The sequence below is a fragment of the Flavobacterium columnare genome (assembly GCF_014844295.1).
Classification (GTDB): domain Bacteria; phylum Bacteroidota; class Bacteroidia; order Flavobacteriales; family Flavobacteriaceae; genus Flavobacterium; species Flavobacterium columnare.
In genome coordinates this window covers 1,104,165-1,130,660 of the sequence record NZ_CP054494.1, presented here as the reverse complement: position 1 = coordinate 1,130,660, position 26,496 = coordinate 1,104,165, and the positions used below count along the sequence as shown (strand labels likewise).

General features: G+C 31.9%; 23 protein-coding genes. 16 read left to right on the top strand and 7 right to left on the bottom strand.

Going from position 1 to position 26,496, the window contains the following annotated elements; genetic code table 11:
• Positions 1-1,249: 1,249 nt before the first annotated feature.
• Positions 1,250-2,488, top strand: coding sequence for a hypothetical protein (locus HUE53_RS05065; RefSeq protein ID WP_014164908.1), 1,239 nt, complete (start codon positions 1,250-1,252; stop codon positions 2,486-2,488).
• 165 nt (positions 2,489-2,653) lie between these two features.
• Positions 2,654-4,633 (top strand): DNA primase, encoded by a 1,980-nt coding sequence (gene dnaG, locus HUE53_RS05060; RefSeq protein ID WP_014164907.1) that lies wholly within the window; start codon positions 2,654-2,656, stop codon positions 4,631-4,633.
• A gap of 214 nt (positions 4,634-4,847) precedes the next feature.
• Here the strand turns inward: dnaG and HUE53_RS05055 are convergent, their stop codons facing one another.
• From HUE53_RS05055 to nadE, 3 genes are all read right to left on the bottom strand, one after another.
• Positions 4,848-5,789, bottom strand: coding sequence for a hypothetical protein (locus HUE53_RS05055; protein WP_192188763.1), 942 nt, complete (start codon positions 5,787-5,789; stop codon positions 4,848-4,850).
• A 98-nt stretch (positions 5,790-5,887) separates the two neighbouring features.
• A complete protein-coding gene (locus HUE53_RS05050) occupies positions 5,888-6,517 on the bottom strand; it encodes a response regulator transcription factor (RefSeq protein ID WP_014164905.1) in 630 nt (209 codons plus the stop codon).
• Between the two features lie 97 nt (positions 6,518-6,614).
• Entirely contained in the window at positions 6,615-7,421 is an 807-nt protein-coding gene (nadE, locus tag HUE53_RS05045) for an NAD(+) synthase (RefSeq protein ID WP_192188762.1), read from the bottom strand.
• Positions 7,422-7,518: 97 nt separating this feature from the next.
• Between nadE and gldB the strand changes: the two genes are divergently transcribed.
• The 3 genes from gldB (at position 7,519) to HUE53_RS05030 (ending at position 9,500) form a co-directional block, all read left to right on the top strand.
• Positions 7,519-8,484 carry a gliding motility lipoprotein GldB gene (gene gldB / locus HUE53_RS05040; protein WP_065213007.1) on the top strand — a complete coding sequence of 322 codons (966 nt, stop codon included), beginning with the start codon at positions 7,519-7,521 and terminating at the stop codon, positions 8,482-8,484.
• 73 nt (positions 8,485-8,557) lie between these two features.
• Positions 8,558-8,893, top strand: a complete 336-nt coding sequence (gene gldC, locus HUE53_RS05035) for a gliding motility protein GldC (RefSeq protein WP_014164902.1) — start codon at positions 8,558-8,560, stop codon at positions 8,891-8,893.
• 13 nt (positions 8,894-8,906) lie between these two features.
• On the top strand, positions 8,907-9,500 hold the full coding sequence (locus HUE53_RS05030; protein ID WP_123906717.1) for a hypothetical protein: 594 nt from the start codon (positions 8,907-8,909) through the stop codon (positions 9,498-9,500).
• A gap of 132 nt (positions 9,501-9,632) precedes the next feature.
• Here the strand turns inward: HUE53_RS05030 and yihA are convergent, their stop codons facing one another.
• From yihA to HUE53_RS05010, 4 genes are all read right to left on the bottom strand, one after another.
• Positions 9,633-10,259, bottom strand: coding sequence for a ribosome biogenesis GTP-binding protein YihA/YsxC (gene yihA, locus HUE53_RS05025; protein ID WP_065213008.1), 627 nt, complete (start codon positions 10,257-10,259; stop codon positions 9,633-9,635).
• 36 nt (positions 10,260-10,295) lie between these two features.
• Entirely contained in the window at positions 10,296-11,066 is a 771-nt protein-coding gene (locus HUE53_RS05020; RefSeq protein WP_014164899.1) for an alpha/beta fold hydrolase, read from the bottom strand.
• A gap of 563 nt (positions 11,067-11,629) precedes the next feature.
• Positions 11,630-12,904 (bottom strand): adenylosuccinate synthase, encoded by a 1,275-nt coding sequence (locus HUE53_RS05015; protein WP_014164898.1) that lies wholly within the window; start codon positions 12,902-12,904, stop codon positions 11,630-11,632.
• 19 nt (positions 12,905-12,923) lie between these two features.
• A complete protein-coding gene (locus tag HUE53_RS05010) occupies positions 12,924-13,382 on the bottom strand; it encodes a Fur family transcriptional regulator (RefSeq protein ID WP_014164897.1) in 459 nt (152 codons plus the stop codon).
• Between the two features lie 568 nt (positions 13,383-13,950).
• Here HUE53_RS05010 and HUE53_RS05005 point away from each other — a divergent pair.
• The 11 genes from HUE53_RS05005 to HUE53_RS04955 all read left to right on the top strand — a co-directional run bounded on the left by HUE53_RS05005 (position 13,951) and on the right by HUE53_RS04955 (position 26,496).
• Complete coding sequence (locus tag HUE53_RS05005; RefSeq protein WP_014164896.1) at positions 13,951-14,424, top strand: division/cell wall cluster transcriptional repressor MraZ; 474 nt, start codon at positions 13,951-13,953, stop codon at positions 14,422-14,424.
• The gene (gene rsmH / locus HUE53_RS05000; protein WP_173668584.1) at positions 14,399-15,307 is read left to right on the top strand and encodes a 16S rRNA (cytosine(1402)-N(4))-methyltransferase RsmH; all 909 of its coding nucleotides are present in this window, start codon (positions 14,399-14,401) and stop codon (positions 15,305-15,307) included. The genes HUE53_RS05005 and rsmH overlap by 26 nt, the downstream gene beginning before the upstream one ends.
• A gap of 35 nt (positions 15,308-15,342) precedes the next feature.
• Positions 15,343-15,684: an FtsL-like putative cell division protein gene (locus tag HUE53_RS04995; RefSeq protein ID WP_014164894.1), complete on the top strand. Its 342-nt coding sequence runs from the start codon at positions 15,343-15,345 to the stop codon at positions 15,682-15,684.
• A complete protein-coding gene (locus tag HUE53_RS04990; RefSeq protein ID WP_014164893.1) occupies positions 15,675-17,675 on the top strand; it encodes a penicillin-binding protein in 2,001 nt (666 codons plus the stop codon). Before HUE53_RS04995 ends, HUE53_RS04990 begins: the two co-directional genes overlap by 10 nt.
• Before the next feature lie 53 nt (positions 17,676-17,728).
• Positions 17,729-19,189 carry a UDP-N-acetylmuramoyl-L-alanyl-D-glutamate--2,6-diaminopimelate ligase gene (locus HUE53_RS04985; protein ID WP_192188761.1) on the top strand — a complete coding sequence of 487 codons (1,461 nt, stop codon included), beginning with the start codon at positions 17,729-17,731 and terminating at the stop codon, positions 19,187-19,189.
• An 82-nt stretch (positions 19,190-19,271) separates the two neighbouring features.
• Positions 19,272-20,501 carry a phospho-N-acetylmuramoyl-pentapeptide-transferase gene (gene mraY, locus HUE53_RS04980; RefSeq protein WP_014164891.1) on the top strand — a complete coding sequence of 410 codons (1,230 nt, stop codon included), beginning with the start codon at positions 19,272-19,274 and terminating at the stop codon, positions 20,499-20,501.
• Between the two features lie 3 nt (positions 20,502-20,504).
• On the top strand, positions 20,505-21,836 hold the full coding sequence (gene murD, locus HUE53_RS04975; protein WP_192188760.1) for a UDP-N-acetylmuramoyl-L-alanine--D-glutamate ligase: 1,332 nt from the start codon (positions 20,505-20,507) through the stop codon (positions 21,834-21,836).
• A 53-nt stretch (positions 21,837-21,889) separates the two neighbouring features.
• Positions 21,890-23,185 (top strand): FtsW/RodA/SpoVE family cell cycle protein, encoded by a 1,296-nt coding sequence (locus tag HUE53_RS04970; RefSeq protein ID WP_014164889.1) that lies wholly within the window; start codon positions 21,890-21,892, stop codon positions 23,183-23,185.
• Positions 23,186-23,187: 2 nt separating this feature from the next.
• Entirely contained in the window at positions 23,188-24,315 is a 1,128-nt protein-coding gene (murG, locus tag HUE53_RS04965) for an undecaprenyldiphospho-muramoylpentapeptide beta-N-acetylglucosaminyltransferase (RefSeq protein ID WP_014164888.1), read from the top strand.
• A 125-nt stretch (positions 24,316-24,440) separates the two neighbouring features.
• Entirely contained in the window at positions 24,441-25,781 is a 1,341-nt protein-coding gene (gene murC, locus HUE53_RS04960) for a UDP-N-acetylmuramate--L-alanine ligase (protein ID WP_077225621.1), read from the top strand.
• Positions 25,774-26,496 carry a cell division protein FtsQ/DivIB gene (locus tag HUE53_RS04955; protein WP_014164886.1) on the top strand — a complete coding sequence of 241 codons (723 nt, stop codon included), beginning with the start codon at positions 25,774-25,776 and terminating at the stop codon, positions 26,494-26,496. Before murC ends, HUE53_RS04955 begins: the two co-directional genes overlap by 8 nt.

Here is a 26,496-nt window from a genome sequence, read left to right as displayed (position 1 = left end):
TTGTGCTTATAGACCAATCAAAGGAGTAAAAGTAATCAGTTTTACATCAAGACGAAAAACAATGACAAAAAAAGCTTCGCAATAAGACAGACAGGCACAGCATCAAATCTATTCAAAATTTGCACCCAAAATATTAGGTATGTGTCGTCAATATGTCAAAGATTTACAAAAAGAAGAAGACCTAATGATTACAGCTTTTATGAAAGTTTTACAAACCTTGAACGTTTTGAACACAAAGGAGGAAGTTTTGAAGGGTGGATAAGAAGAATTATGATTAATGAGTGCGTTTTCTTTCTTAGAGTTAAAAAGAAGTTTCCTTTCTACAAGATGAAGCTATAGCAGAAGATATATACAATGATATTGAAAATAAATTATCCGTGGAGGCTATCCAGTTTTTAGATATCTTACAAAAAGAGAAAAGAGAGAATTACATTGGAAGAAAGAATAGATAGTATAGGTTGTTCTGATAAGAGACATACTACTTAATTTGTATTTGCTGTCGGTATAAATAATTTAATTACTAATAATTCAATAAATAAATCCGATTTCAGATATTGGGAATCTCATTTTTATGAGTGGGGATTTTCTATAAATTCTCGTATTTCAAAGATCAATAATTTACTACATTTTAAGCATGGTTTCTCCGTTCAGTATAATAATTTAAGACCAACTAACAATCGTTTTTTTGTAGAAGAAGGAGACCAAACTACTCTTAAAACGTTTTCTAACCCCATAAATGACTCAAGATTTAAAGTCGTTAATTTAGTTTTCCCCCTGTATTTAGAACTGGATTTCTCGAAATCACCTATAATAAATGAAAAAAATGTTTTTCACACACATGAAAGTTTTCGTTTTGGAGTAGGAGGTTTTTTAGAATTTAATTTAAAATCAAAACAATACATAGAATATAAAGAAAACAATCATAACTATGCTCTAGAAGAGAAAGCTAGTTTTAATGTAAATAAATTTGTTTATGGTTTAGGAACTTATATCGGTTATAAAGAAATTAGTTTATACCTAAAATACGATTTAAATCCTATATTTAAGTATAATTGGGTTGATCAAAAAAAAACATCTTTAGGGATTATATTTGATTTAAATTAATTTTATTTGGCATAATTATTGACAATCTTTCATTGATAAAACATTTTAAATTATTTTTTAACAATTTTTTGTTAATAGAATGGTTGCTTATTAATAAACTAAAAAGTAGTTTTGTCACTATTTTTTACAAATCAAACCCCAAACAATGAGAAAAAAGTTATTAAGTTTACTGTTATTAGTTTTTGCTTCTGGACAGGCGCAAAATGTGCAAGGGATTTATGGTGATTTCAATTGGTTTAATAATTGGACTAATTTTAAACCTAAGACGCAAGATTACGCAGCACCTAACAGAATATTAAACGGAGAAATCGGAGAAAATACAACCCTTAAAAAAGGAACTTACCTAATAATGGGATCTGTATACGTTGTTAATGGAGCTACTCTTACCTTGGAGCCAGGGGTTGTTATGCGTGGCGATTCTGAGTCTAATGGGACCTTAATTATAACTAAAGGATCTAAAATAAAAGCAGAAGGTACAGAAACAGATCCTATTATTTTTACATCAAATAAAGGGACTTCGGATAGAAAATCAGGCGATTGGGGAGGTATTATCATCTATGGTGATGCACCCGTTAATCGTTATGGAGGAATAGTATCCTCTATTTATGATCCCAATCCTAAATACAACCTTTTTGGAGGGAATAATGAAAATAGTGACTCAGGTGTTTTAAAATATGTACGTATAGAGTTTGCAGGAAAAAAACTAAATGAAAAAACCATGTTAAATGGTTTAACTTTAGGAGCTGTAGGAAAAAAAACTAAAATAGAATACGTACAAATTAGTATGGCTAAAGACGATGGATTAGAAGTCGTTGGGGGTGTTTTTGATATGAATAATATTATTTCATTTCAAAATGCTGATGATGATTTTGACTTTTCTATGGGAGCTGTTTGTACAATGAGTAATTCAATAGCCATACGAAATCCTTATATTTCAGATAATACTCGTTCAAGAGTTATGGAAATAGATACTTATGATAAACTAGAAAATTTTGATCCCACTCGTAAAAAAACAGTAGTTAAACTGAATAATGTAACGATGGTTAGTAATGAAGATAATGCCATGGGGTTAGTAAAAGAAGCTATTTCCGTAAAAACAGATTCATTTGTTGAAATTAATAAATGTGTAATTTCGGGTTTCGCTAGTGTAATTGCTATGGATGATAAATATTTGGAAAAAGAAAATTACAAACAAGTAAAAGTAGTTAATTCCGTTATAAATAATTGTACAGAAGTTATTACAAATGAAAATTTGGTAAAAGCAGAAACACAATCAGATTGGTTTACACAAAAAGACAAGGTAAATAGTATTACTAAAATTAGTAATATCAATATCTTTAAAAGTAATGATGTGCGAAAAAAACCAGATTTTAGATTAAAGTAAAAAAAGGTGCCCAAAAAAGGGCACCTTTTTTTTGCTAATATATTCAGGTATCATTAGAGATAACTTTTATATAAGCGATTCCTTTTTTGTATAGATTCGTTTTATTATCTACTAAGACGATCTTTTTTAAAATTGTATATTTGAACCTTTTTTAAAACATTAATCGTGATTTCCAAAAATACAATAGAAACTGTTTTTGAAACCGCTAGAGTAGAAGAGGTTATAGGGGACTTTGTGCAACTAAAAAGAGCAGGTACCAATTTAAAAGGGTTAAGTCCTTTTTCCGATGAAAAATCACCGTCTTTTATGGTGTCTCCAGTAAAACAAATTTGGAAGGATTTTAGCTCAGGAAAAGGAGGGAACGCTGTCACCTTTTTAATGGAGCATGAACATTTTTCTTACCCAGAAGCCATTAGGTATTTAGCAAAAAAATACAATATAGAAATCGAGGAAACAGAGCAATCTACTGAAGAAGTAGCGGTAGCAAATGAAAAAGAAAGTATGTATCTCGTGTCTGAATTTGCTCAAAAATTTTTTCAAGACAAGATGCTTCATACTAATGAAGGGCAAGCTATAGGTCTTTCTTATTTTAAAGAACGAGGATTTACTTTAGACACTATTAAAAAGTTTGGTTTAGGGTTTTCACCAGAAGGATGGGATGTTTTTACCAAAGAAGCCTTAGAAAAAGGCTATAAATTGGAATTTTTAGAAAAAACAGGGTTGACAATAACGAAAGAAGATGGCAGACATTTTGATCGTTTTAAAGGACGTGTTATGTTTCCTATTCAAAGTATGTCTGGACGTGTTTTAGGTTTTGGTGGACGTATTTTAATCAACGATAAAAAAGTAGCTAAATATGTCAACTCCCCAGAAAGTGAAATTTATCATAAGTCCAAAGTATTATACGGTATTTATTATGCTAAGCAAGCTATAGCTAAGCAAGATAATTGTTTTTTATGTGAAGGTTATACTGATGTAATTCAAATGCATCAAGCAGGTATAGAAAATGTAGTAGCCTCATCTGGTACCGCTCTAACTCCAGATCAAATTCGATTGATTAACCGTTTGACCAAAAATGTCACCGTTCTTTTTGATGGCGATGCGGCAGGATTAAGAGCCTCTATTCGAGGAATTGATTTAATACTAGAGGAAGGTATGAATGTAAAAGTATGTACTTTTCCAGACGGAGATGATCCCGATAGTTTTGCAAGAAAAACACCTCATGATGATTTATTGCGTTATCTAGATGAGAATGCAATGGATTTTATTCAGTTTAAAGCTTCTCTTCTTATGAAAGAAGCTAAAAATGATCCTATTAAAAAAGCAGATCTAATTCGTGATATGGTTATTAGTATTGCTAAAATACCCGATCGAATTAAAAGAGAAGTATACATAAAAGAATGCTCACGGATTATGGATATTTCAGAAGAGGTTTTGTTTAATACATTAGCACAATTAGTTCAAAAAGATATTACGGAATCAAATAAAAAATTAAAGCAAGAGCAAAAAGCATTTACCGTTGTTAAAAATGAAGATCAATCTGCTAAATCCAAAATAGATGTTCAATATCAGTTAGAACGTAAGATTATAGAAATTCTTTTACTCTATGGCAATGCAGAAGAAGAATTTACGGATTATCTCTATAAAGCTACTCCTGAAGGCGAATTAAAAGAAATAAAGGAACTTAATATGTATAAAGTATATCAACGAATTTATTTAAGCCTTCAAGAAGATGAAGTAGAGTTGGCAAACCCTTTATTTAGAGCAATCTACAATGAAGTAATGAATTATTATCATCAAAATGAAAAATTTGAAATTGAACATTTTTTGATGCAACTAACGCCTGAATTAGCGCAAGAAGTAACTTCTATTTTAATGGAAGACGAAAAAATGAACTTGCATAATTGGGAGGTTAAGTTGATTTATGTGAAATTAAAAGATCAAACAATTGGACAATATGTAACCGAAACAATTTTGAGTTTGCGATGGTTTTTAGTAAATAAAATTATAGAAGAAGTAAAAGGACAATTATCGCCTGATCCACAAGCTGATAATTCTGAAATTTTATATATGGTAATGGATTATTCAAAGTTAGTAGGTAACTTTTCTAGTAAATTAGGACGTGTTATGTCCCGTTATTCGTAGTGAAAAATATAAGGGAATGTCCGAAAAGTAAAAAGTCATTATAAGTTTTATTGCTCAAATGCTAGTAGGGATTTCTTAGTCAATAATGCTAAATGATTTGCTTTTCCTATCTAAAAGGTATCATTTTAAGGTTAACTAGACGAGGTAATAGCATAAATTAAATGACGTTTTTATGAACTTTTCGAACATTTTCCTCTTTGGGGAATTTTAAAAATTATAACTTAATTATATAGATAGCTCCTTCTCCCATCGCTGGTATAAGCAGATAATTGTTATAGCTGCTAATGTCCGCAGGACCATTAAGATACTTTTTCCCTATTCTACTAGCAAGATCTACTTCTTCACTTTTTTGAGTTGTTGGATTGTATTTAAATAGGAATCCTGTTTCATTGGATCCATTGTAATCTTTACCCCAATCGGATAAATATATGTCATTGTTAATAATGGCTATACCATCTAGACCTCCTAAAGCATTTGGACTATTCACTGCATCGGTATTGATTTTAGAGCTTAAGTCTAATTTTTTCAATGACAATCCATTTGTAAAAGCGCAATTCCATAACGTATTGTCTTTTAAAAATAAGCCATTGGCAAAATTATTTTCACCTATTTTTTCTTTGGTTTTTTCTTTTAGGTTAATTTTATAAATACCGCCATTATTGGTGATACTTGCGTACAAAGTACTGTTGTCATTTCCTTTGACAAGATCGTTTAGTCCTGTGCCTCCTTTTACTGTTAGATCAATTCCTAGGTCACTAAAAGAAATTCGATCTATGAGTTCTCCTGTGTTAATATCTATCCCTTTTAATTCATCTATATCGTTTACCCACAATGTATTGCCTATAAGAACACTACCTTTAGGGGCGTTTAAACTGGTTTTGCTGATGTTTTTCGAGATTAGTTTGCCGTTGATGTCTACTTTGGTAATCATACCGTCTCCGTCCTTTACGTGAGGAGCTAATTGTGCTCCAATATCTGAAATATAAAAATATTCTTTACCATCAAAAAGAATGCTTTCAGGATGACTGAATTCTACGGCTAATTTTCCTGTTGGAAATGTGATTTCGAGGTTAGGGGTTGGAGTATTGTTTTCTTTTGAACATCCTATTAATAAGGTACTTCCTATAAGAGAGGAAAGTAAAAAACTCTTTTTCATAATTATCTTTTTTTTGTTAAGGCAAATTTATGAATAAGAGTTTTCTTGAGTTTTTTGTGATCGTTCAAAAAGTTATTCTAAAAGTTCAAATTTTAGAACTAGACAATTTCTAAAGTTTTAGCTTTATTGACAAGATCTACAAGATTAGTTACATTTAATTTTGCTAATAAACGGAGTTTATAGGTGCTAATAGTTTTTTCATTTAGATTTAAAGCTTCAGCTACTTCTTTGTTTTTTTTACCATTTGATAAATAACGTAATACCTCAATCTCTCTACTAGATAATTTTCTGTAGAGTTGTTCTGGTTTAGATTGTTTTGATATCAAAGCGATGTTTCGTTTTACCGCGTCGCTAAATACAACAGTACCCCTGTTGACTTTTATAATTGTTGAAGCAAGGTTTTCTAATTTTTCTGATTTTTCAACAAATGATGAAACACCTGCTTTTATGGCGTTAGGGGCATATACTTGTTCGTTTAAATTAGAAAACAAAATAATTTTAAGTTTTCGATAATTTTGCAATAAATTTTTAATGCTATTGATGCTGTTTAACCCGTTTAGTTCCATGTCCATGACTAGGATGTCTACCTCTTTACGTTTTAACATCTCTTCAATCATGTCAAAGTTATCCACGATTCCTACTAATGTAATATCAGAATGTTCTTTGAAATATGATTTAATACCATAATGAACCACTGGATGATTATCTGCAAGACCTATCTTTATCATACATTATTTGTTTAAAATTGTGTAAGTACAAAATTACAAATAAAAATATAAAGGCTTGATTATCAGTTGTAGAAAATGTTTTACACTTTTGTAGAAATTATTTGAGTTCCTTAGGAATTATACATACAGGAATTGGATTTATTTTATGTTGATTAATGGTGTTTAAGTGTAAGTAAATTTTAAAAACTTCTTTTTCTCTGCCTTCAAAATCGTTACTGATTTTTCCTTTCTCTAATTGTACCATAGCCCATTCTAATTCGTTATAATTAGCTCCTAATTGATCTTCATCACTTCTATCATCGCCAAATAACCCATCTGTAGGTTTTGCGTTTAAGATGGATTCTGGTATTTCTAGATAAGTTGCTAGAGCGCGAACATCGCTTTTTAATAAGTCTGCTATAGGACTGATGTCTACACCTCCATCTCCATACTTTGTAAAAAAGCCCACCCCAAAATCTTCTACTTTATTGCCTGTTCCTGCTACTAATAAGTTGTTTAAACCTGCTAAGTAATACAAAGATACCATTCGTAAACGTGAGCGGGTATTTGCTAAAGCTAAATGAAGTTTATCTTCATTTTTCGATATCGGAACCTCTTTTTGAAACGTTTCAAAAACGGGAGTCAAATCAACGCGTGTATCGGATACATTTGAAAATCTTGATTTTAATAAATGGATATGTTCGTATGCTCTACTTACATGACTTTCGGCTTGGTGTATGGGCATTTCTACACATAAGGTAGTAAGTCCTGTTTGGGCACATAATGTAGAGGTTAGAGCAGAATCTATTCCACCTGAGATCCCCACAACAAAGCCTTTTACTCCCGCTTTTTCAGCATACTCTTTTAACCAATTTACAATGTGTGTGTTTACTTTTTCTACATTTAGGGTGCTTATTTTTTGCATAACGAGGATAGTATTAAAAACGAATGTATATTTGCAAAAATAATAAAATTACGCCATAAACCGTTTTGAGGTGACCTTAATACAATTAATAGTAAAAATGAAGAAATATATTGCATTAACTTTTATAGTCCTTTCCCTTTTTTCTTGTAAAAAAAATGAAAAAGTACAAGATCAAGCAGAAGAAATGAATGTAAATGTTGTGGTAGATCGTTATGATAAAGCTTTTTTTGAATCAAAACCCTCTGATTTACCCAATTTAAAACAAAAATATCCTTTTTTCTTTCCTCCTCAAGTTGATGAACGATTTTTAGCAGAAAAGATGGTGAACCCACAATGGAGAGCACTATATAAGGAAGTGGAAAAGAGATATGATAATTTTGATCTTGAAAAGAAAAACATAGAAACTCTTTTTAAATATATAAAATACTATTTTCCAAAAACCAAAATACCTAAAGTATATACAGTTATTCAAGATATGGATCCTGATTATAAAGTTATTTATGCTCCCGATAAGAATATGCTAATTATTTCTTTGGAATTGTATTTAGGTAAATCACACCGTTTTTATGAGTACCCTGAATTCTTAAAAAGAAGATTTGAACCCTTACAAATGATGCCTGATATAGTAGATGCATTTGCTCTATATAAAGTTAAACCACCTACAGATCGTGATTTTTTGTCACAAATGATTTATGAAGGAAAAAAACTCTATTTAAAAGATGTTTTGTTGCCTACAACCTTAGATGAAGATAAAATTGCATATACTAAAGAAGAATTAAAATGGTGTGAAGAAAACGATGAAAATATTTGGCGATTTATGGTAGAACAAAAAATGTTATATGATACAAATCCTATGTTGGTTCAAAAATTAATAACACCTGGACCTTTTTCTAAATTTGGACTAGAAAGTGATAATCAAACCCCTGCTCGTATAGGAGCATGGATTGGTTGGCAAATTGTTCGTGCTTATATGGATCAGAATGACACTCCTCTGCAAAAGATGCTTGTTTTAGATGCAAAAGAACTCTTTAAAAAGTCGAAATATAAACCCGTAAAGAGTTAGTCATTAACTCATTATTTAATAAAATGTTTAATACGAATTTAGTTAATTAAATTCTGAAATTCTAAAATTCAAAATGCCAATAACAAAAACATCCGATATCAAGTTTAAAATCTCGTTAGATGAAAATCATATTCCTGAAAAATTGCATTGGACGGCAAAAGATGGGGGAGTGGAAAAGCAAGAAGCAAAAGCCTTTATGCTAAATATTTGGGACAGCAATGTAAAAGAAACAATGCGTATTGATTTGTGGACAAAAGATATGCCTGTAGATGAAATGAAGATATTCTTTCATCAGACATTGGTAGCCATGGCAGATACTTTTGAACGTGCAACCGCTGATGAAAAAATGAGTGCAACGATGCGCGATTTTTGTGATTATTTTGCTGAAAAATTAGAATTAAATAAATAGAAAAATTATAAAAATGTTGAAAAGAAAGTTATCCTTATTTTACATGTGTTTGTTTTTAGTTTCTTGTAGTAAAGAAAATACTATAGGCGTAGCACCTGATAGTAGTAATGGGAATTGTGAGTCGTCAATACCTTTTTTGAAAACGGGCAAGGAAGTTGTATTTAATCTTTTTCAATTTGGAATAAATTCAGGAACAATGAAAATGACTTTTGGTAATTGTAATGGAGAAGGGTTTTTGGTTACAAGAGGATTTTATGACACATTTGGTAAATTACATAGGTCTAGCGTAGATTTAATGAAACAAGAAGGTGATTTTCTTTTGATTGATTCTAATAATGATAAAGATTATTTCTCGAAAAACTATAAAAAAAATGCTAAGTTAAATGAAGAATGGAAATATACTAGATCGGATAAAGCGGTTGTAACACATAAAGTTATAGCTCTAGATTCTGTGATTACGGTGCCAGCAGGAACATTTCATTGTAAAGTATTTAAGTTTTCCACAACAACAGCTATTAATGATTCTTATATTTTCTGGAATGATGACATTGGTAATGTTTATGAAGATACAGGGTTCGTTAAGATGGAACTTAAGTCATTTAAATAAAAAACGATCCGAAAGATTAGAAACCTGTCGTTTCGGTAAAAGGGAGAAATCACATTATCAATATTATGTGATTTCTCCTATCCTAGAAGGATAGACTAGATGTTGAGTTTTGACTTTTCAGACGCTTTCTTTTTATTTGATAAAACTCTCATTATTTTTAAAAATCTCCTGATTTACGTTGTCTATGAATTCTAGAACACCGTCGCGTCCTACTACGTCTAATGATGACGTTATGAAATGTTGTGGCATTTCTTCCCAATTGTTAGCTAATAATGCCTTGCGATAGGCCGCAACATTTTGTTCGGTTTTACCTTTGCTTATTTTGTCAGCTTTTGTAAAAATAATACAAAAAGGAATTCCTATTTCGCCAAGATATGTTATGAATTCTAAATCTATTTTTTGTGCTTCATGGCGTATATCTATTAATACAAAAGCACAAACCAATTGTTCTCTCTTTTCAAAATAATCTGTGATGAATTTCTGAAAGACCTCTTTTGTTTTCTTAGAAACCTTGGCATAACCATATCCAGGTAAATCAACTAAAAACCAATTGTTGTTAATTTTAAAGTGGTTAATTAATTGGGTTTTTCCTGGTTTTGAAGAGGTTTTTGCTAAATTTTTATGGTTGGTTAACATGTTTATCAAAGAAGATTTTCCTACGTTAGATCTTCCTATAAAAGCGTATTCTGGCAAACGTTCTTGTGGACATTTGCTAACAATAGAGTTGCTTATGATAAACTCAGCTGTATTGATTTTCATAGGTGTAAAATAATTCCCCTTGCATGAAGGGGAAAGTTATTGTTTATGTTCTGCTTTTGTTTCTAACCACTCTTCTAGAATTCTATTAAATTCGTCAGGATGTTCCATCATAGCAGCATGGCCGCACTTGTCTATCCAGTACAGAGTAGAATTAGGGAGTAGTTTATGAAACTCTTCTGCTACTTCAGGAGGTGTTACTTTGTCTTGTTTGCCCCAAATAATTCCTGTAGGAACGTGCATTTTGGGTAAGTCTTTGGCCATATTATGGCGAATGGCGCTTTTAGCAATTGTAAGCGTTTTTAAAAGCTTAATTCGATCGTTTACTGTTGCATATACTTCATCAACAATTTCTTTTGTGGCAACAGCAGGATCGTAAAAAACATCTTCTGATTTTTTTTTGATGTATTCGTAATCGCCTCGTTTAGGATAGCTTTCGCCCATAGCACTTTCGTACAAACCTGAACTTCCTGTAATAACTAAACCAGAAACTTTTTCAGGAAAAAGTTTTGTAAAATATAACGCTATATGCCCTCCTAATGAATTGCCTACAAGAACAACTCGATCAAAGCCTTTGTAGTTGATAAAGTTTTTAAGATATACTGCAAATGCTTTTACATTTGTTTTTAATATATTTTGGGTGTATAAAGGTAATTCAGGGATTACCACTTTATAGCCTTTGTTCGGGAAATATTCGGCAACTCCACCAAAATTACTAAGACCGCCCATTAGTCCATGTAAGATTACAATTGGAGTCCCTTCCCCTGCTTCGAAATATTTATACTTACCGTCTTCTATTAAGTGCTCCACTTTATTATTTTATTTTATATGACAAATATAGTGGTTAAAAATGAAAAAATAATTTTTATTGATTTTTTGTGGATAAACTAACTTAAGAGAATACCGTATAAACAAAAATAGAGCATAATTGCTCGATTGAAAAAAATGAATAGAATCCTATAGAATAACTGATGTTGGAAATGTTGAGTACTGAGAAATGGTTGAAAAAAGAAGCGGGCTTATTTAGTTGTAATAAAAAGGAGTGGTGAGTGGTTGTATTTCTGTTTCATCCAGATTACGTGTTGGACTTGGTGATGAAGAGGAAAAAGGAAAAGAAGATAAAAATGCACGAAAATTTTTTAGCCTAGTTGTGGTTTTGTATTGAGAACAAAGAAAGGAGTGTTTTTTTAGACTCAAAGACCTTTTATCTGTAATAAATATCTGAGTTTAATTTTAAATTATTCTGTTTTATCCTCTGATTTTGTTGTTATTTGAGTAGCTGTTTTAGGAAAGAGGAGGGATTGTTTGGTATAAAATAAGGGTAAATAAAAAAGCTACCTCGGTCTTATTTCGTTTAGAGATAGCTTTTTACTTTAAGATTTAATAATTGTTTGTTTTCTGTCAGGCCCCACGGATACGATCATAATAGGTACTTCTAATTCTTTTTCAATAAATTGGATGTAGTCTTTTAACTCTACAGGAAGCTCCTCGAAAGTACTCATGTTTGTTAAATCTGCTTTCCATCCTTTGAATTCAGTATAGATAGGGGTAAGATTTTCTTCTTCAATAGAAAAAGGTAGGTGTTTTATGGTTTCTCCTTTGTAGTTATACGCGTTACAAATTTTTAGTGTTTCAAAACCTGAAAGGACATCGCCTTTCATCATCATCAATTGAGTTACTCCATTGATTTGAACAGCATATTTTAGAGCTACTAGATCTAGCCATCCACAACGTCTAGCACGTCCTGTAACAGAACCAAACTCATTTCCTACTTTTGCCATTGTTTCTCCATCTGTGCCAAAATCTTCTGTAGGGAATGGTCCAGAACCTACGCGAGTAGTATAGGCTTTAAAAATACCAAAAACTTCTTTTATTTTATTGGGGGCAATACCTAAACCTGTACAAGCTCCTGCAGCGGTAGTATTAGAAGATGTAACGAAAGGATAAGTCCCAAAATCAACATCTAGTAAAGAACCTTGTGCGCCTTCACAAAGAATAGATTGGCCTTCTTTTTGAGCTCTTGCTAGAAATTCTTCACTGTCAATAAAAGTTAGTTTTTTTAATTCTTCTATAGCTTCAAAAAACTCCTTTTCCATTTCAGGAAGATTGTATTGAATGTTTACATCGTAAAATTTAATCATCTCTTCGTGTTTATTTGCTAGAGAACGATACTTTTCAATGAAATCAGACATTTCAATATCTCCAACTCTTAAGCCATTACGACCTGTTTTATCCATATAAGTAGGGCCAATACCTTTTAGAGTGGAGCCTATTTTAGCTTTCCCTTTAGCTGTTTCAGAAGCTGCATCTAGTAAACGATGGGTTGGTAAAATAAGGTGTGCTTTTCTTGAAATTAATAATTTAGACTTGATGTTCATGTTAAACTTTTCAAGTCCTTCAATTTCTTTTTGAAAAACAACGGGATCAATAACAACGCCATTTCCAATGATATTTATTGAGTTTTTATGAAAAATACCAGATGGGATTGTACGTAATACGTGTTTTATTCCGTCAAATTCAAGTGTATGTCCTGCATTAGGGCCTCCTTGAAAACGAGCTATAATATCATATTTAGAGGTTAATACATCGACAATTTTTCCTTTGCCTTCATCACCCCATTGTAATCCTAGTAGTAAGTCTACAGTCATTGTGTTGTTGTTTGTAATTTTAAGAATTTGTCTTTTTAGTAGCGTAGAAATATAATGAATGATTTTGGATTTCAATTCCAAATAAATCCTCCATAGTCTGTTTGATGGTTTGTATTCTTGGGTCGCAAAACTCAATTACCTCACCCGTATCTGTCATGATAATATGGTCATGCTGCTTATCAAAATAAGATTTTTCATAATGAGCTTGATTTTGACCAAATTGATGTTTACGCACCAATCCACAATCTAATAATAACTCAATGGTATTATAAAGGGTAGCTCGGGATACACGATAATTTTTATTTTTCATTTTAATATAAAGGTTTTCTATATCAAAATGCTCTGAACTATCGTATATTTCCTGAAGAATTGCGTATCGTTCAGGTGTTTTTCGATGTCCATTTTTTTCTAAATAACTAGTAAAAACATTTTTTACTGTTTCTTGATGGCTATTATTGTCAGATGTAACTTGTGTCATAACGTCACAAAGATAAAATTTTTATTTAGATTGTAAATAATAATGATTTTTTACTTTATAGGTATTAATCTTGTTAATCCATCCCTAAATTTAAAATAAATATTTCTTGTACTGCTTTGTTTTCTTTATAATGTCAAAAGTTGTCTTTTTAGTGTGTTTTATTAAAGACTATTTTTGTACACCTTATTATCCTCCTTTAAAAGGATAAAAGAAGCAATATACTAAAAAAATAAAGAAGAATCATAAATAATCTAATTTATAAAGCAATAAGATTTTTATAGTCTTGTCTAGTATGAATTCGTGACTCTATAACTTGTTAAAAAGAATAGAAGGCTTGTTGTTTTTTTAAAAGAACTGTAGTGTTTAGATATTGTTATTGTGTTGTGCGGTTTTTTGTTTTAAGTTTTTTATATAGGAAAAATAAAAGAAAGAATATAAGAATAATGACTTTTTAGATTTGTCATGTATTTCTTATAAAATTAAAACTTATCAACAAAGTGGTAATTTGTGGTAAAATGTGGTAAAAATATTTCTATCTTTGTCTTTGTACAGTACAAAGTGTAACTCCTTGAATACCATTGTTGGAACATATGAATGCAAAGCAGATGCAAAGGGCAGGTTGATGTTACCAGTTGCCCTAAAGAGTCAATTGGCCACTTCTTTGCAGGAAGGTTTTGTGTTAAAACGTTCTGTTTTTCAACCATGTTTAGAGTTGTATCCAATGAGTGAATGGAATGCCATGATGCAAAAAATCAACAAATTAAATCGTTTTGTGAAAAAGAACAATGATTTTATCCGTCGATTTACTGCAGGAGTGAAAGTGGTAGAGATTGACGCTACAGGGCGTTTGTTGGTACCTAAAGATTTAGCCATTTTTGCAAATATTACCAATAACGTAGTACTGTCTTCGGCTGTCACTATATTAGAAATTTGGGATAAGGAGTTATATGAAAAAGCAATTGATGATTCAGTAATGGATTTTGCGGATTTAGCTGAAGAAGTAATGGGAGATTTAAATTTTGATGACAATGGAATATCATAATCCGGTTTTATTGAAAGAAACGGTTGATGGTTTGAATATCAAGCCGGATGGAGTGTATGTTGATGTAACTTTTGGAGGCGGAGGTCATTCAAGAGAAATATTATCTCGTTTAGGACCTAATGGGAAATTGTTTGCTTTTGATCAGGATGAAGATGCTTGGGCTAACGCAATAAAGGATACAAGATTTGTATTGATTAAGGAAAATTTTAGGTATATCAAAAATTTTTTACGTTTTGAAAACATTCGAAAAGTTGACGGGATTTTGGCTGATTTAGGAGTTTCCTCTCATCAATTTGATGTGCCAGAACGTGGTTTTTCTACTCGTTTTGATGGTGCTCTAGATATGAGAATGAGTCAAAAAAACGAGCTAAGTGCTTATACTGTAGTTAATGAATATGATGATATTAACTTACGTCGTATATTTTCGGAATACGGAGAACTTAAAAATGCAGCGGCTTTAGCAAGAACGATAGTCGAGGCTAGAGATACAGAACGTATTATTAATACAGAAGATTTAAAACAAGTTTTAACCAAACATTTGCCAGGGCATAAAGCCAATAAAATTTTGGCTCAAATTTATCAAGCCATACGAATTGAAGTAAATCAGGAAATGGAGGTTTTGAAAGAGTTTTTAGAGCAATCATTAGAACTTTTAAATGAGGGAGGACGATTAAGTGTTATTTCGTATCATTCTTTAGAAGATCGTTTGGTAAAACGATTTGTAAAAAACGGAATGTTTGAAGGAGAACCCGAACGAGATATGTTTGGAAGATTTGAAGTGCCAATGAAAGCTATTGGAAAACTCATTGTTCCAACAAATGAAGAAATAAAAGTAAATAACAGAGCCCGAAGTGCAAAGCTTCGTATTGCTGAAAAATTGTAAGAATACCTGTTGCCTTCTCAGTATTATCATGAAAGATGAAAAACAAAATTTTTAACATACTCAAAGCAAGATATCTTCTAAATGAAGATGCTGCTAAGAACTGGATTTTCATCCTTTTCTTATTGGTATTAGCCATTGTAATGATTGCCAATACACATAGTTATGAGAAAAAAGTTTTTCGTATTGCAGAGTTAAATAACGAAGTAAAGGAATTGCGATCGGAATTTGTAGACCGAAGATCAGAATTAATGAAAATAAAAATGGAATCGAATGTAGCAGCTCAAATGGCAATATTAGAGATTGTACCCTCATCCGTTCCTCCTAAAAAAATAAAAGTAGCAAAAGAAAAGACAGCTTGGGAAAAGCTATGGCAGTAGTAAATAGAAATATATTAAATCGTATTTATGGAGTGGCATTACTTATACTGGTAATATCATCCGCTGTTGCTGTAAAACTTAGTAATATTCAATGGGTTGAAGGAGCATATTATAGACAATTAGCAAAAGAACGTACCATCAAAAATTTTGTAATTCCTGCTAATAGAGGGAATGTTTATTCCTCAGATGGAAGTCTTTTAGCAACTTCTATTCCTGAATATACAATTCGTTTTGATGCGTTAGCGCCTTCACAAGAAAATTTTGATAAGTATATTAAGTCACTTGCAGATTCACTAGCGCCTATGCTAAAAAAGCCAAGTGGGTCTTTACTAAACGATTTTAGAAAAGCAAGAGCTAATAAAAACCGTTATATGTTAGTTGCTCGTAAATTAAGTTATACAGAACATACTAAAGTTAAAGGGTTTCCTTTGTTAAACTTAGGTGCATACAAAGGAGGGATTATAATAGAACAACAAACTGTAAGAGAACATCCAATAGGAAAAATTGCCGAAAGAACAATCGGTTATGAACGTTTTAATGATGGAGGTAGTTTGACACGGGTAGGTATTGAAGGGGCTTTTGGTAAGTATTTAAAAGGAAAAGATGGGCAAGTTTTAAAACAAAAAATAGCCAAAGGACAATGGAAACCCATTCGAGATAACAATGAAGTAGAACCTATAGATGGTTATGATATAGTATCTACTATTGATGTGTATATACAAGATATTGCGCATCACGCACTATTAAAACAGTTAGAACTATATGAAGCAGAACACGGCTGTGCCGTTGTTATGGAAACGAAAACAGGCGACATTAAAGCCATCTCAAATTTAGGAAGAGCCAAAGATGGATCTTATTATGAAACTATTAATTATGCTGTTGCAGAATCCCATGAACCTGGTTCTACCTTTAAATTAGTTGACGTTTTAGCTTTATTAGAAGATAAAAAAATTGATACCAGTAAAGTTTACAATACTTACGGAGGAGTAGTCGTATACAGAGGTAGGAAAGTAAAAGATTCTCATGAGGGAGGATATGGTAAAGTTTCGTTTGCAAGAGGTTTTGAACTTTCTTCTAACACTGTTTTAGTTCAGGCCGTTTATGAAAACTATAAGGATAATCCTCAAGAGTTCGTAGACCATATTAACTATTTGGGACTAAATACACCTTTAGGACTGCCTTTTAAGGGAGAAGGAAAACCTAGGATACCTCAACCCAAGAAAGGAAACTGGAGCGGTATTTCTCTACCATGGATGGCTTTCGGGTATGGTGTTTCTCTTACTCCTTTACAAACACTTACATTATACAATGCAGTAGCAAATAATGGTGTAATGGTTAAACCTAAGTTTGTTCAAGAGGTAAAAGAATGGAATAAGGTCATAAAAAAGTTTGATACAGAAATAATTAACTCTAAAATTTGTTCCAATGCTACGCTTTCAAAAGTAAAAGCAATGTTGAAAAATGTTGTTAAAAGAGGGACTGCCTCTAAATTATATTCTAAAGATTTTTCAATGGCAGGAAAGACAGGAACCGCACAGATAGATTATCATAAAGGAGATACACAAATGTACTATGCGTCTTCTTTTGCGGGTTATTTCCCAGCAGAAGAACCGCAATATTCTTGTATAGTTGTTATTCACAAACCGAATACATCTAAGAATAACTACTATGGAGCAGATGTAGCAGGCCCCGTTTTTAAAAGGATTGCACAAAAAGTTTTTACAGATGTTCCTTCTACCGATGAAATTAAATCATTAAAAAGAAAAGTTAATAAACAAGAAAAAAGTTATTTGACCTATAATGAAAAACTGAATAAAAAACCATTATATGTGCCAAATACAAAAGGAATGCCTGGAATGGATGCCGTAGCTCTATTAGAAAATTTAGGAATGAAAGTTCAGATTAATGGATTTGGGAAAGTAAAAAAACAATCTATTCAAGCAGGAGAACTTATTAAAAAAAATACAATTATAGTTTTAGAATTATCATAAATAAAAGGTTTTCGGATCTTATTTTTCTAAATTTAAGAGGAATAGTAAACAAGATGAATTTAAAAGATTTATTATACAAAGTTGCAATAGAAGCCGTTCAGGGATCTCCTATAGGAATCGTGAATCAAATTCAGTTTGATTCGCGCAAAATAGAATCAGATGATGTTTTTGTAGCAATCCGAGGGACTTTGTCTGATGGACATCAGTATATTGACAAAGCAATTAGTTTGGGAGCTTCCGTAATAGTTTGCGAAGAATTTCCTCAGACTTGTTTAGAAAATATTACTTACGTAAAAGTAGCAGATACAAATAGTGCTTTAGCGCAATTAGCGAATAACTTTTACAAAACACCTTCACATAAGTTAATTCTTGTTGGGGTTACAGGAACAAATGGAAAGACAACAATAGCGTCTCTTTTATATCAAATGTTTAAAAAAGCAGGTTATAAAGTTGGATTATTGTCAACGGTGAAAATTATGGTTGACACAACAGAATATAAAGCGACTCATACAACTCCTGATTCTTTAACTATCAATTGTTTTTTAGATCAAATGGTTCAAGAAGGGTGCGAATATTGTTTTATGGAAGTAAGTTCTCATGGGGTACATCAAAAACGGACCGAAGAGTTGCTCTTTGCAGGAGGTGTTTTTACCAATTTATCACATGATCACCTAGACTATCATTCCACATTTGCTGAATACCGCGATGTTAAAAAAGCCTTCTTTGATCATTTGCCCAAAACGGCTTTTGCATTAACCAATATTGATGATAAGAACGGAGCGGTAATGTTGCAAAACACACACGCAAGAAAAAAAACATATGCTTTGAAAACGTATGCAGATTACAAAGCTATTATATTAGAAAATCAATTATCAGGCCTCCAACTGAAAGTTAATGAACAAGAGGTTTGGACACGATTAATAGGTACTTTTAATGCTTATAACCTATTAGCCATTTATGGCGTAGCTGTTGAATTGGGAATAGATAAAATAGAAGCGTTACGTTTATTATCCGAATTAGAAAGCGTTTCCGGTAGATTTCAATTTATAGTTTCCAAAGAAAAAATTACAGCCATAGTTGATTATGCCCACACACCAGATGCTTTAGAAAACGTATTAAATACTATTAATGATATTCGTACAAAAAATGAACAATTAATTACCATTGTAGGTTGTGGAGGCGATAGGGATAGAACAAAACGTCCTATTATGGCACAGATAGCAACAGAAATGAGCTCAAAAGCAATTTTAACTTCAGATAATCCCCGTACGGAAAGTCCAGAAGCTATTATTGAAGAAATGGAAGCAGGAATCAGCGCAGAGAATTTTAAAAAATACCTATCTATAGTAGATCGTAAACAAGCTATAAAAACAGCTTGCCAAATGGCAGAAAGTGGTGATATCATTTTAATAGCTGGGAAAGGACACGAAACATATCAAGAAGTCAATGGAGTGCGTCAGGATTTTGATGATATGAAAATTGTACAAGAATTATTAGAACAATTAAATAAATAATAATTGATTTAAGAGAGCTGATTACTGATTTCAAATAAAGAAATCTAAAATCTAAAATCTAAAATCCAAAACCTTAGAAAGTATGTTATACTATTTATTTGAATATTTAGATAAAGTTCAGGATGTACCTGGAACAGGCGTTTTTCAATACATTACTTTTCGATCAGCATTAGCTATTATCATGTCATTGTTACTATCTACCATTTATGGAAAAAAAGTAATAAGTTATTTAAGGCGTTTGCAAATTGGAGAAACGGTTCGTGAGCTAGGTTTAGAAGGGCAAACCCAAAAAGCAGGAACACCAACCATGGGAGGAATTATTATTATCTTTTCTACCTTAATACCTGTTTTGTTATTTGCACGATTGGATAATATATATGTTATATTATTGATAATATCCATGTTATGGATGGGATTAATCGGTTTTTTAGATGATTATATCAAAGTATTTAAAAAAGATAAAGAAGGTTTAAAGGGAATCTTTAAAGTCATTGGTCAAGTAGGATTAGGCCTATTCGTTGGATTCGTGTTATATTTTCATCCGCAAGTAACTGTTCGTAAAGAAATGGCTCACACAAAAATTGAGATAGACGCTTCTCAAAATACAATCAAACCCATGATGATTGAAGAAAAGTCCACAGCTACTACAATTCCTTTCTTTAAAAATAATGAGTTTGACTATGCAGACGTATTATCCTTTATGGGGGAAGGCTATGAAAATTATGCTTGGTTAATTTTTATACCAGTTGTTATTTTTATTATTACAGCGGTTTCAAACGGAGCTAATCTAACAGATGGTATTGACGGATTAGCGGCTGGTACTTCCGCCATATCAGTAATCGCTTTAGGGGTTTTTACATTTGTTTCAGGAAATATCATTTTTTCAAAATATTTAAATATAATGTTTATTCCCCATTCCGGAGAAATGACCGTTTTTATAGCAGCTTTCATCGGATCGCTAGTTGGTTTCTTATGGTATAATAGTTTTCCTGCAGCTGTTTTTATGGGAGATACAGGAAGTTTAACGATAGGAGGTGTGATAGCTGTATTGGCAATTGCCGTTCGTAAAGAAATGCTAATCCCCGTTATCTGCGGAATATTCTTAGCCGAAAATCTATCAGTAGTCTTACAAGTAACTTATTTTAAATATACTAAAAGAAAATATGGCGAAGGACGTCGCATTTTTTTAATGTCTCCTTTACATCATCATTACCAAAAGAAAGGATACCATGAAAGTAAAATTGTTACCCGTTTTTGGATTGTGGGAATTTTATTGACTATTGTTTCTGTTGTAACTCTAAAATTAAGATAATCTATGAGGCTAGTTGTTTTAGGAGGAGGGGAAAGTGGTGTAGGTACCGCAATTCTTGGAAAAAAAAGAGGATACGAAGTATTTGTATCTGATTTTGGAAAAATAAAAGATACCTACAAAGAAGTATTATCACTTCATAAGATCAAGTTTGAAGATGAAAAACATACAGAAGAATTAATTTTGAATGCGGATGTCGTTATGAAAAGCCCTGGTATTCCAGATAAAGCACCCATAGTAAAAAAGTTAATTCAAAAAAAAGTGCCTGTACTTTCTGAAATCGAATTTACCAGTCACTTTACAGATGCTATAACAATTGGCATAACGGGTAGCAATGGAAAAACCACCACCACTATGTTAACCTATCATCTTTTAAAAGAAGGAGGGCTAAACGTTGGTCTCGCTGGAAATATAGGGAAAAGCTTTGCTTGGCAAGTAGCCGATGATAAATTTGATACCTACGTTTTAGAATTGAGTAGCTTTCAGTTAGATGGTATAGAAACCTATAAACCCCATATAGCTATCATAACAAATATAAGTCCAGACCATTTGGATCGATATGAATATAAATACGAAAATTATATTGCTTCAAAGTTTAGAATAACAATGAATCAAACAGAAGAAGATTATTTAATTTACGATGCAGATGATGAAGCTATAAATAAATGGTTGCAAAACAATACAACCAAAGCAAAATTAATACCTTTCTCCATTTCTAAAAAATTAGATTTTGGAGCCTATTTAGAAAATGATACCATAAAGTTTAATATAACTAACGAAATATTTGATATGCCAATCGACGAAATATCTTTAGAAGGAAAACATAATGTAAAAAACGCTATGGCAGCAGCTACAGTTGCTCAATTGTTGAAAATTAGAAAATCAACTATTCGTGAAAGTATGTCAGATTTTCAAGCGGTTGAACATCGTCTTGAAAAAGTATTAAAAATTAATAATGTACAATATATAAATGATTCTAAAGCAACAAATGTAAATGCTGCATTTTTCGCTCTAGATAGTATGTCTACACCAACCGTATGGATTGTAGGAGGAGTAGATAAAGGAAACGATTATGCAGAACTCCTACCGTTAGTCAACGAAAAAGTAAAAGCAATTATTTGTTTAGGAATAGATAATAAAAAAATAATTGAATCGTTTGGAGATATTGTAGATGAAATGGTAGAAGCAGGATCAATGGAAGAAGCGGTAAAACAAGCCTATCGTTTAGCCGAAAAAGGAGATACGGTTTTATTGTCACCCGCTTGTGCAAGTTTCGATCTGTTTGAAAATTATGAGGAAAGAGGACGACAGTTTAAACAAGCTGTTCAAAATTTGTAAAATTTAGATTTCAGAGATTAATCTCTAAAAATTTATACGGTATAATATAAAATATGAAAAAATTACTACATAATTTAAAAGGAGATAAAGTCATTTGGGCATTCGTTGCACTATTGGCCTTATTTTCTTTTATACCCGTATATAGCGCGAGTAGTAATTTGGCTTATCTAGGTAGAGGTACAGGAAATACTTTAGGTTATCTACTCAAACATTTTATGCACTTAGGTTTAGGTTTTGCTATAATGTATGGCTCACACAAAGTGCCGTATCATTATTTCAGAAACTTATCAATGGTCTTGTTACCTTTCGTTTGGTTAATGTTAATTTATACCTTATTCAAAGGTACCGTAATTGATGGAGCCAATGCCAGTAGATGGATACAATTGCCTGGAGGTATATCATTTCAGCCATCTGCTTTAGCAGCTATGGTGTTGTATATGTATGTGGCGCGCTATTTATCTAAAACCGATATTGAAGAAATGACTTTTCAAAAATCGTTCGCATCCTTATGGATTCCTGTTTTTATTACTGTAGGCTTAATATTTCCAGCCAATTTTTCTACAGCAGCACTTATTTTTTCTATGGTTTTGATGATTACTTTTGTAGGACAATATCCTATAAAAAATAGTGCCATAATTATTGGGATGGGAATTGGAGCCGCCTTGTTTTTTATCGTGTTAGTTAAGGCTTTTCCAGATGCTTTCCCAAATCGTGTAGATACATGGATGAGTCGTATTGAAAACTTTATATCAGACAAATCAGATCCAGATGAAGATTATCAAATTGAAAAAGCTAAAACAGCTATAGCAACAGGAGGAATTTATGGTCTTGGACCAGGTAAAAGTGTACAACGTAACTTTCTTCCACAATCATCTTCCGATTTTATTTTTGCAATTATAATAGAAGAGTTTGGATTATTAGGAGGTTTTGCTATTATTTTTTTGTATCTCATGTTATTTGTACGTTTTGTAATTGCATCCTATAAAGCATCCACATTATTTGGTAAACTCATAGTGGCAGGATTAGGATTTCCCATTATTTTTCAAGCGTTTATAAATATGGGCGTAGCCGTTGAATTATTACCTACTACAGGGCAAACCTTGCCACTAATTAGTAGTGGAGGTACTTCTATTTGGATGACATGTGCTGCTATTGGTATTATTCTAAATGTAACTAAAAAAGAAGAAGAAATAGTACAAGAAAAAGTTGAAAAAGAAGAGAGAGAAGCTGCTTTACAACGAATTATAGATAGAGAAATTGAAGAACAAAATAAAATAGATGCAGAAATCATCGAAGATTACTCTATTGAAGATAAAAATAATCCTATGAATGCTATTTTAAATAAGTAAAAATGAAGCAAAAGCCAAAATTTATAATCAGTGGGGGAGGTACAGGAGGTCATATTTATCCTGCTATTGCCATTGCTAACGAGATCAAATCACGTTATCCAGAAGCTGATATATTATTTGTAGGAGCTAGTGATAAAATGGAAATGCAAAAAGTTCCTCAAGCAGGTTATCCCATAAAAGGATTATGGATTGCAGGGATTCAAAGAAAAATCACTTTGCAAAATGTTTTGTTTCCATTTAAGTTAGCGTCAAGTCTAATAAAATCATTTGGGATTATTAAAGATTTTAAACCAGATGTAGTCATCGGTACAGGAGGTTTTGCCAGTGGAGCGGTATTAAAAGTAGCCTCTATCTTAGGCATTCCAACCGTTATACAAGAACAAAATTCTTATCCAGGAATTACCAATAAACTATTGGGTAAAAAAGCTAAGAAAATTTGTGTAGCTTACGAAAATTTAGAACGATTTTTTCCAAAAGAAAACATAATTCTCACAGGGAATCCCGTTCGTCAAGATTTAATTTCGGTTAATAATAAAAAAGAAGAGGCTTTAGCCTCTCTAAAGCTAGATCCCTCTAAAAAAACATTACTAATTCTTGGAGGAAGCCTAGGAGCCAGAAGAATAAATCAATTAATCCAAAAAGAAATGGATTGGTTGTTAGGACAAAACCTACAAATAATATGGCAGTGTGGAAAATTGTATTTTGAAGAATACAAACACTTTAGTGCTAAAAAAGGAGTGCAAGTACTCTCTTTTATAGATAGAATGGATTTAGTATATGCCGCCGCCGATATAGTCATTTCACGTTCAGGAGCTTCATCCGTTTCTGAATTATGTTTGGTGGGTAACCCCGTGATTTTTATTCCGTCACCTAATGTAGCCGAAGATCATCAAACAAAAAACGCCAAAGCCATTGTAGATAAAGAAGGAGCCATTTTGTTAAAAGAAAGCGAATTAGATAATCAGTTTGAAGTCGTTTTTAAGTCACTTTTTTATGATCCAGAAAAACAAGAAAAATTAAGTAAAAATATAAAAGCTTTAGCATTGCCCAATGCAACAAAGCAAATTGTGGACGAGATAATAACACTAGTTAGCACAATATCCATTGGAACAAGCAATGATAATAAGTAATAGAGTATTCAATGTTAATGACAATAAAGAAAACTGTAATCCAAGAACATTGAATATTGACATTGAAATTGAATATTGGCATTAAAATTGAACATTGACATTGAACATTGACATTGATATTAAAAATGAATATAAATCAAATACATAACGTTTATTTTATAGGGGTAGGAGGTATCGGAATGAGTGCTTTGGCCCGTTACTTTAAAAACATAGGAAAACAAGTAATGGGATATGATAAAACCCCCACTATGCTCACTAATGATTTACTGGCAAGTGGAATTGCTATTCATTTTGAGGATAACATTAGTCATATTCCAGATTCTTGTACACCAGAAAACACCCTAGTGGTTTATACACCCGCTATTAAGAAACTTTCAGAATGGGATTACTTTAAAGAAAAAGGGTTTACTATAAAAAAAAGAGCTGAAGTTTTAGGAATTATCACTAAAAACACTTTTTGTTTTGCTGTAGCTGGGACTCATGGTAAAACCACTACTTCCAGTATTTTAGGACATATTTTATATGAAAGCGGATTAGATGTAACAGCCTTTTTAGGAGGCATAGTAGAAAATTATAATTCTAATCTAATTGGTTCTGGGAAAACAATTACTGTTGTAGAAGCAGATGAATTTGATAGATCTTTTTTACATTTGCATCCCAATATCGCTTGTGTGACTTCAATGGACGCAGATCATTTAGATATTTATGGAGATGATGCTTCTATAAAAGCCTCTTTTAATGAGTTTGCAGGAAAAGTTGAAGACAAATATAATTTATTTGTAATCAATGGATTACCTTTGGAGGGGGTGATGGTAGGGGTAAACGATGATTCTAAATTTGTAGCACATAACGTAAGAATTGTTGAAGGATGGTATGTTTTTGATGTAAAAACACCAACAGAAGAAATTAAAGATATAAAATTTGGATTGCCAGGAAGACATAATTTAACAAACGCTTTATTAGCTTTAGCTATGGCTTATACTTATGGTACACCCATAGAGTCCATTGTTAAGGCGTTAGCAACATTTAAGGGAGTTAAACGTCGTTTTTCATTCCAAATTCGTAAGCCTGATTACGTGTATATAGATGATTATGCACATCATCCGACTGAAATTAATGCTGTACATCAAGCAGTACGAGAATTGTATCCAAGTAAAAAAGTGTTGGCAGTATTTCAGCCACATTTGTTTAGTAGGACTAAAGATTTTGTAGAAGATTTTGCTGAAAGTTTAGCACAATTTGATGAAATTTTTTTAATGGAAATCTATCCAGCACGTGAATTACCTATGCCAGGAGTTACTTCGCAATGGTTGTTAGATAAAATTAAAAACGAAAATAAAAAGTTAGTACAAAAAGAAGAACTAATAACTCTTTTGCAATCATCAGATGCAGCAGTAATTGTTACAATTGGTGCGGGCGATATAGGAGAAATGGTTCCAGAAATAAAGAAAGCATTAGATGCGTAAAAATTGGTTAGTAAATATTCAATTAATAGTCATTTTTGGGCTTATGATTTTCTTATATTCTTTCGCATTAAAAAGAAATGAATCTAGGAAGATTGTTAAAACCCAAGTGGAAATTGTGGATAAAAACAACCCTTTTTTAACGCCAGAAACAGTTAATAACTTGTTAATAGATAATTTTGGTGGATCTTTTTCTATAGCAAAAGAAGAGTTAGATTTGAACGCTATAGAGGCTTCGATAAACAAACATAAGTTGGTTGAAAAATCAGAAGTTTATGTTAGTGTAGACGGAAAGCTTAAAGCTGTAGTTACTCAAAAGACCCCAATTGCTCGAGTTTTTAACCATAACGATTCCTATTATATTGATTATAAAGGGGGTAAGATGCCTTTGTCTGAAAATTTTAGTGCGCGTGTGCCATTAATTTATGGTGCTACGCAAAATTCTTATGGTAAGGATTTTGTAACGTTACTAAAAATGATTTACGATGATGATTTTTTGAAAAAAAACATCATTGGAATGCAAATAAAACCAGACGGAAGTATACTAATGAAAAATAGAAATTATAGTTATGATATAATTTTCGGAAGAACCATTTATATGGAACGAAAATTTAATAACTACAAAGCCTTTTTTCAAAAAGCAGTCCAGGATACAATTTTAGATTCGTATAAAACTATTAATCTAAAATTTATCAAACAAGTGGTATGCACAAAATAA

Excerpts from the sequence above, each read along its gene's own strand:
- HUE53_RS05050 (WP_014164905.1), bottom strand. The coding sequence starts at position 6,517 with ATGATAAAGATAGGTCTTGCAGATAATCATCCAGTGGTTCATTATGGT.
- nadE (WP_192188762.1), bottom strand. The coding sequence starts at position 7,421 with ATGCAAAAAATAAGCACCCTAAATGTAGAAAAAGTAAACACACACATT.
- HUE53_RS05030 (WP_123906717.1), top strand. The coding sequence starts at position 8,907 with ATGTTGAAAAGAAAGTTATCCTTATTTTACATGTGTTTGTTTTTAGTT.
- murD (WP_192188760.1), top strand. The coding sequence starts at position 20,505 with ATGAGGCTAGTTGTTTTAGGAGGAGGGGAAAGTGGTGTAGGTACCGCA.
- HUE53_RS05010 (WP_014164897.1), bottom strand. The coding sequence starts at position 13,382 with ATGACACAAGTTACATCTGACAATAATAGCCATCAAGAAACAGTAAAA.
- murC (WP_077225621.1), top strand. The coding sequence starts at position 24,441 with ATGAATATAAATCAAATACATAACGTTTATTTTATAGGGGTAGGAGGT.
- HUE53_RS05065 (WP_014164908.1), top strand. The coding sequence starts at position 1,250 with ATGAGAAAAAAGTTATTAAGTTTACTGTTATTAGTTTTTGCTTCTGGA.
- HUE53_RS04990 (WP_014164893.1), top strand. The coding sequence starts at position 15,675 with ATGGCAGTAGTAAATAGAAATATATTAAATCGTATTTATGGAGTGGCA.
- gldC (WP_014164902.1), top strand. The coding sequence starts at position 8,558 with ATGCCAATAACAAAAACATCCGATATCAAGTTTAAAATCTCGTTAGAT.
- yihA (WP_065213008.1), bottom strand. The coding sequence starts at position 10,259 with ATGAAAATCAATACAGCTGAGTTTATCATAAGCAACTCTATTGTTAGC.
- HUE53_RS04995 (WP_014164894.1), top strand. The coding sequence starts at position 15,343 with ATGAAAAACAAAATTTTTAACATACTCAAAGCAAGATATCTTCTAAAT.
- HUE53_RS04970 (WP_014164889.1), top strand. The coding sequence starts at position 21,890 with ATGAAAAAATTACTACATAATTTAAAAGGAGATAAAGTCATTTGGGCA.
- HUE53_RS05055 (WP_192188763.1), bottom strand. The coding sequence starts at position 5,789 with ATGAAAAAGAGTTTTTTACTTTCCTCTCTTATAGGAAGTACCTTATTA.
- HUE53_RS05015 (WP_014164898.1), bottom strand. The coding sequence starts at position 12,904 with ATGACTGTAGACTTACTACTAGGATTACAATGGGGTGATGAAGGCAAA.
- mraY (WP_014164891.1), top strand. The coding sequence starts at position 19,272 with ATGTTATACTATTTATTTGAATATTTAGATAAAGTTCAGGATGTACCT.
- gldB (WP_065213007.1), top strand. The coding sequence starts at position 7,519 with ATGAAGAAATATATTGCATTAACTTTTATAGTCCTTTCCCTTTTTTCT.
- murG (WP_014164888.1), top strand. The coding sequence starts at position 23,188 with ATGAAGCAAAAGCCAAAATTTATAATCAGTGGGGGAGGTACAGGAGGT.
- HUE53_RS04985 (WP_192188761.1), top strand. The coding sequence starts at position 17,729 with ATGAATTTAAAAGATTTATTATACAAAGTTGCAATAGAAGCCGTTCAG.
- HUE53_RS04955 (WP_014164886.1), top strand. The coding sequence starts at position 25,774 with ATGCGTAAAAATTGGTTAGTAAATATTCAATTAATAGTCATTTTTGGG.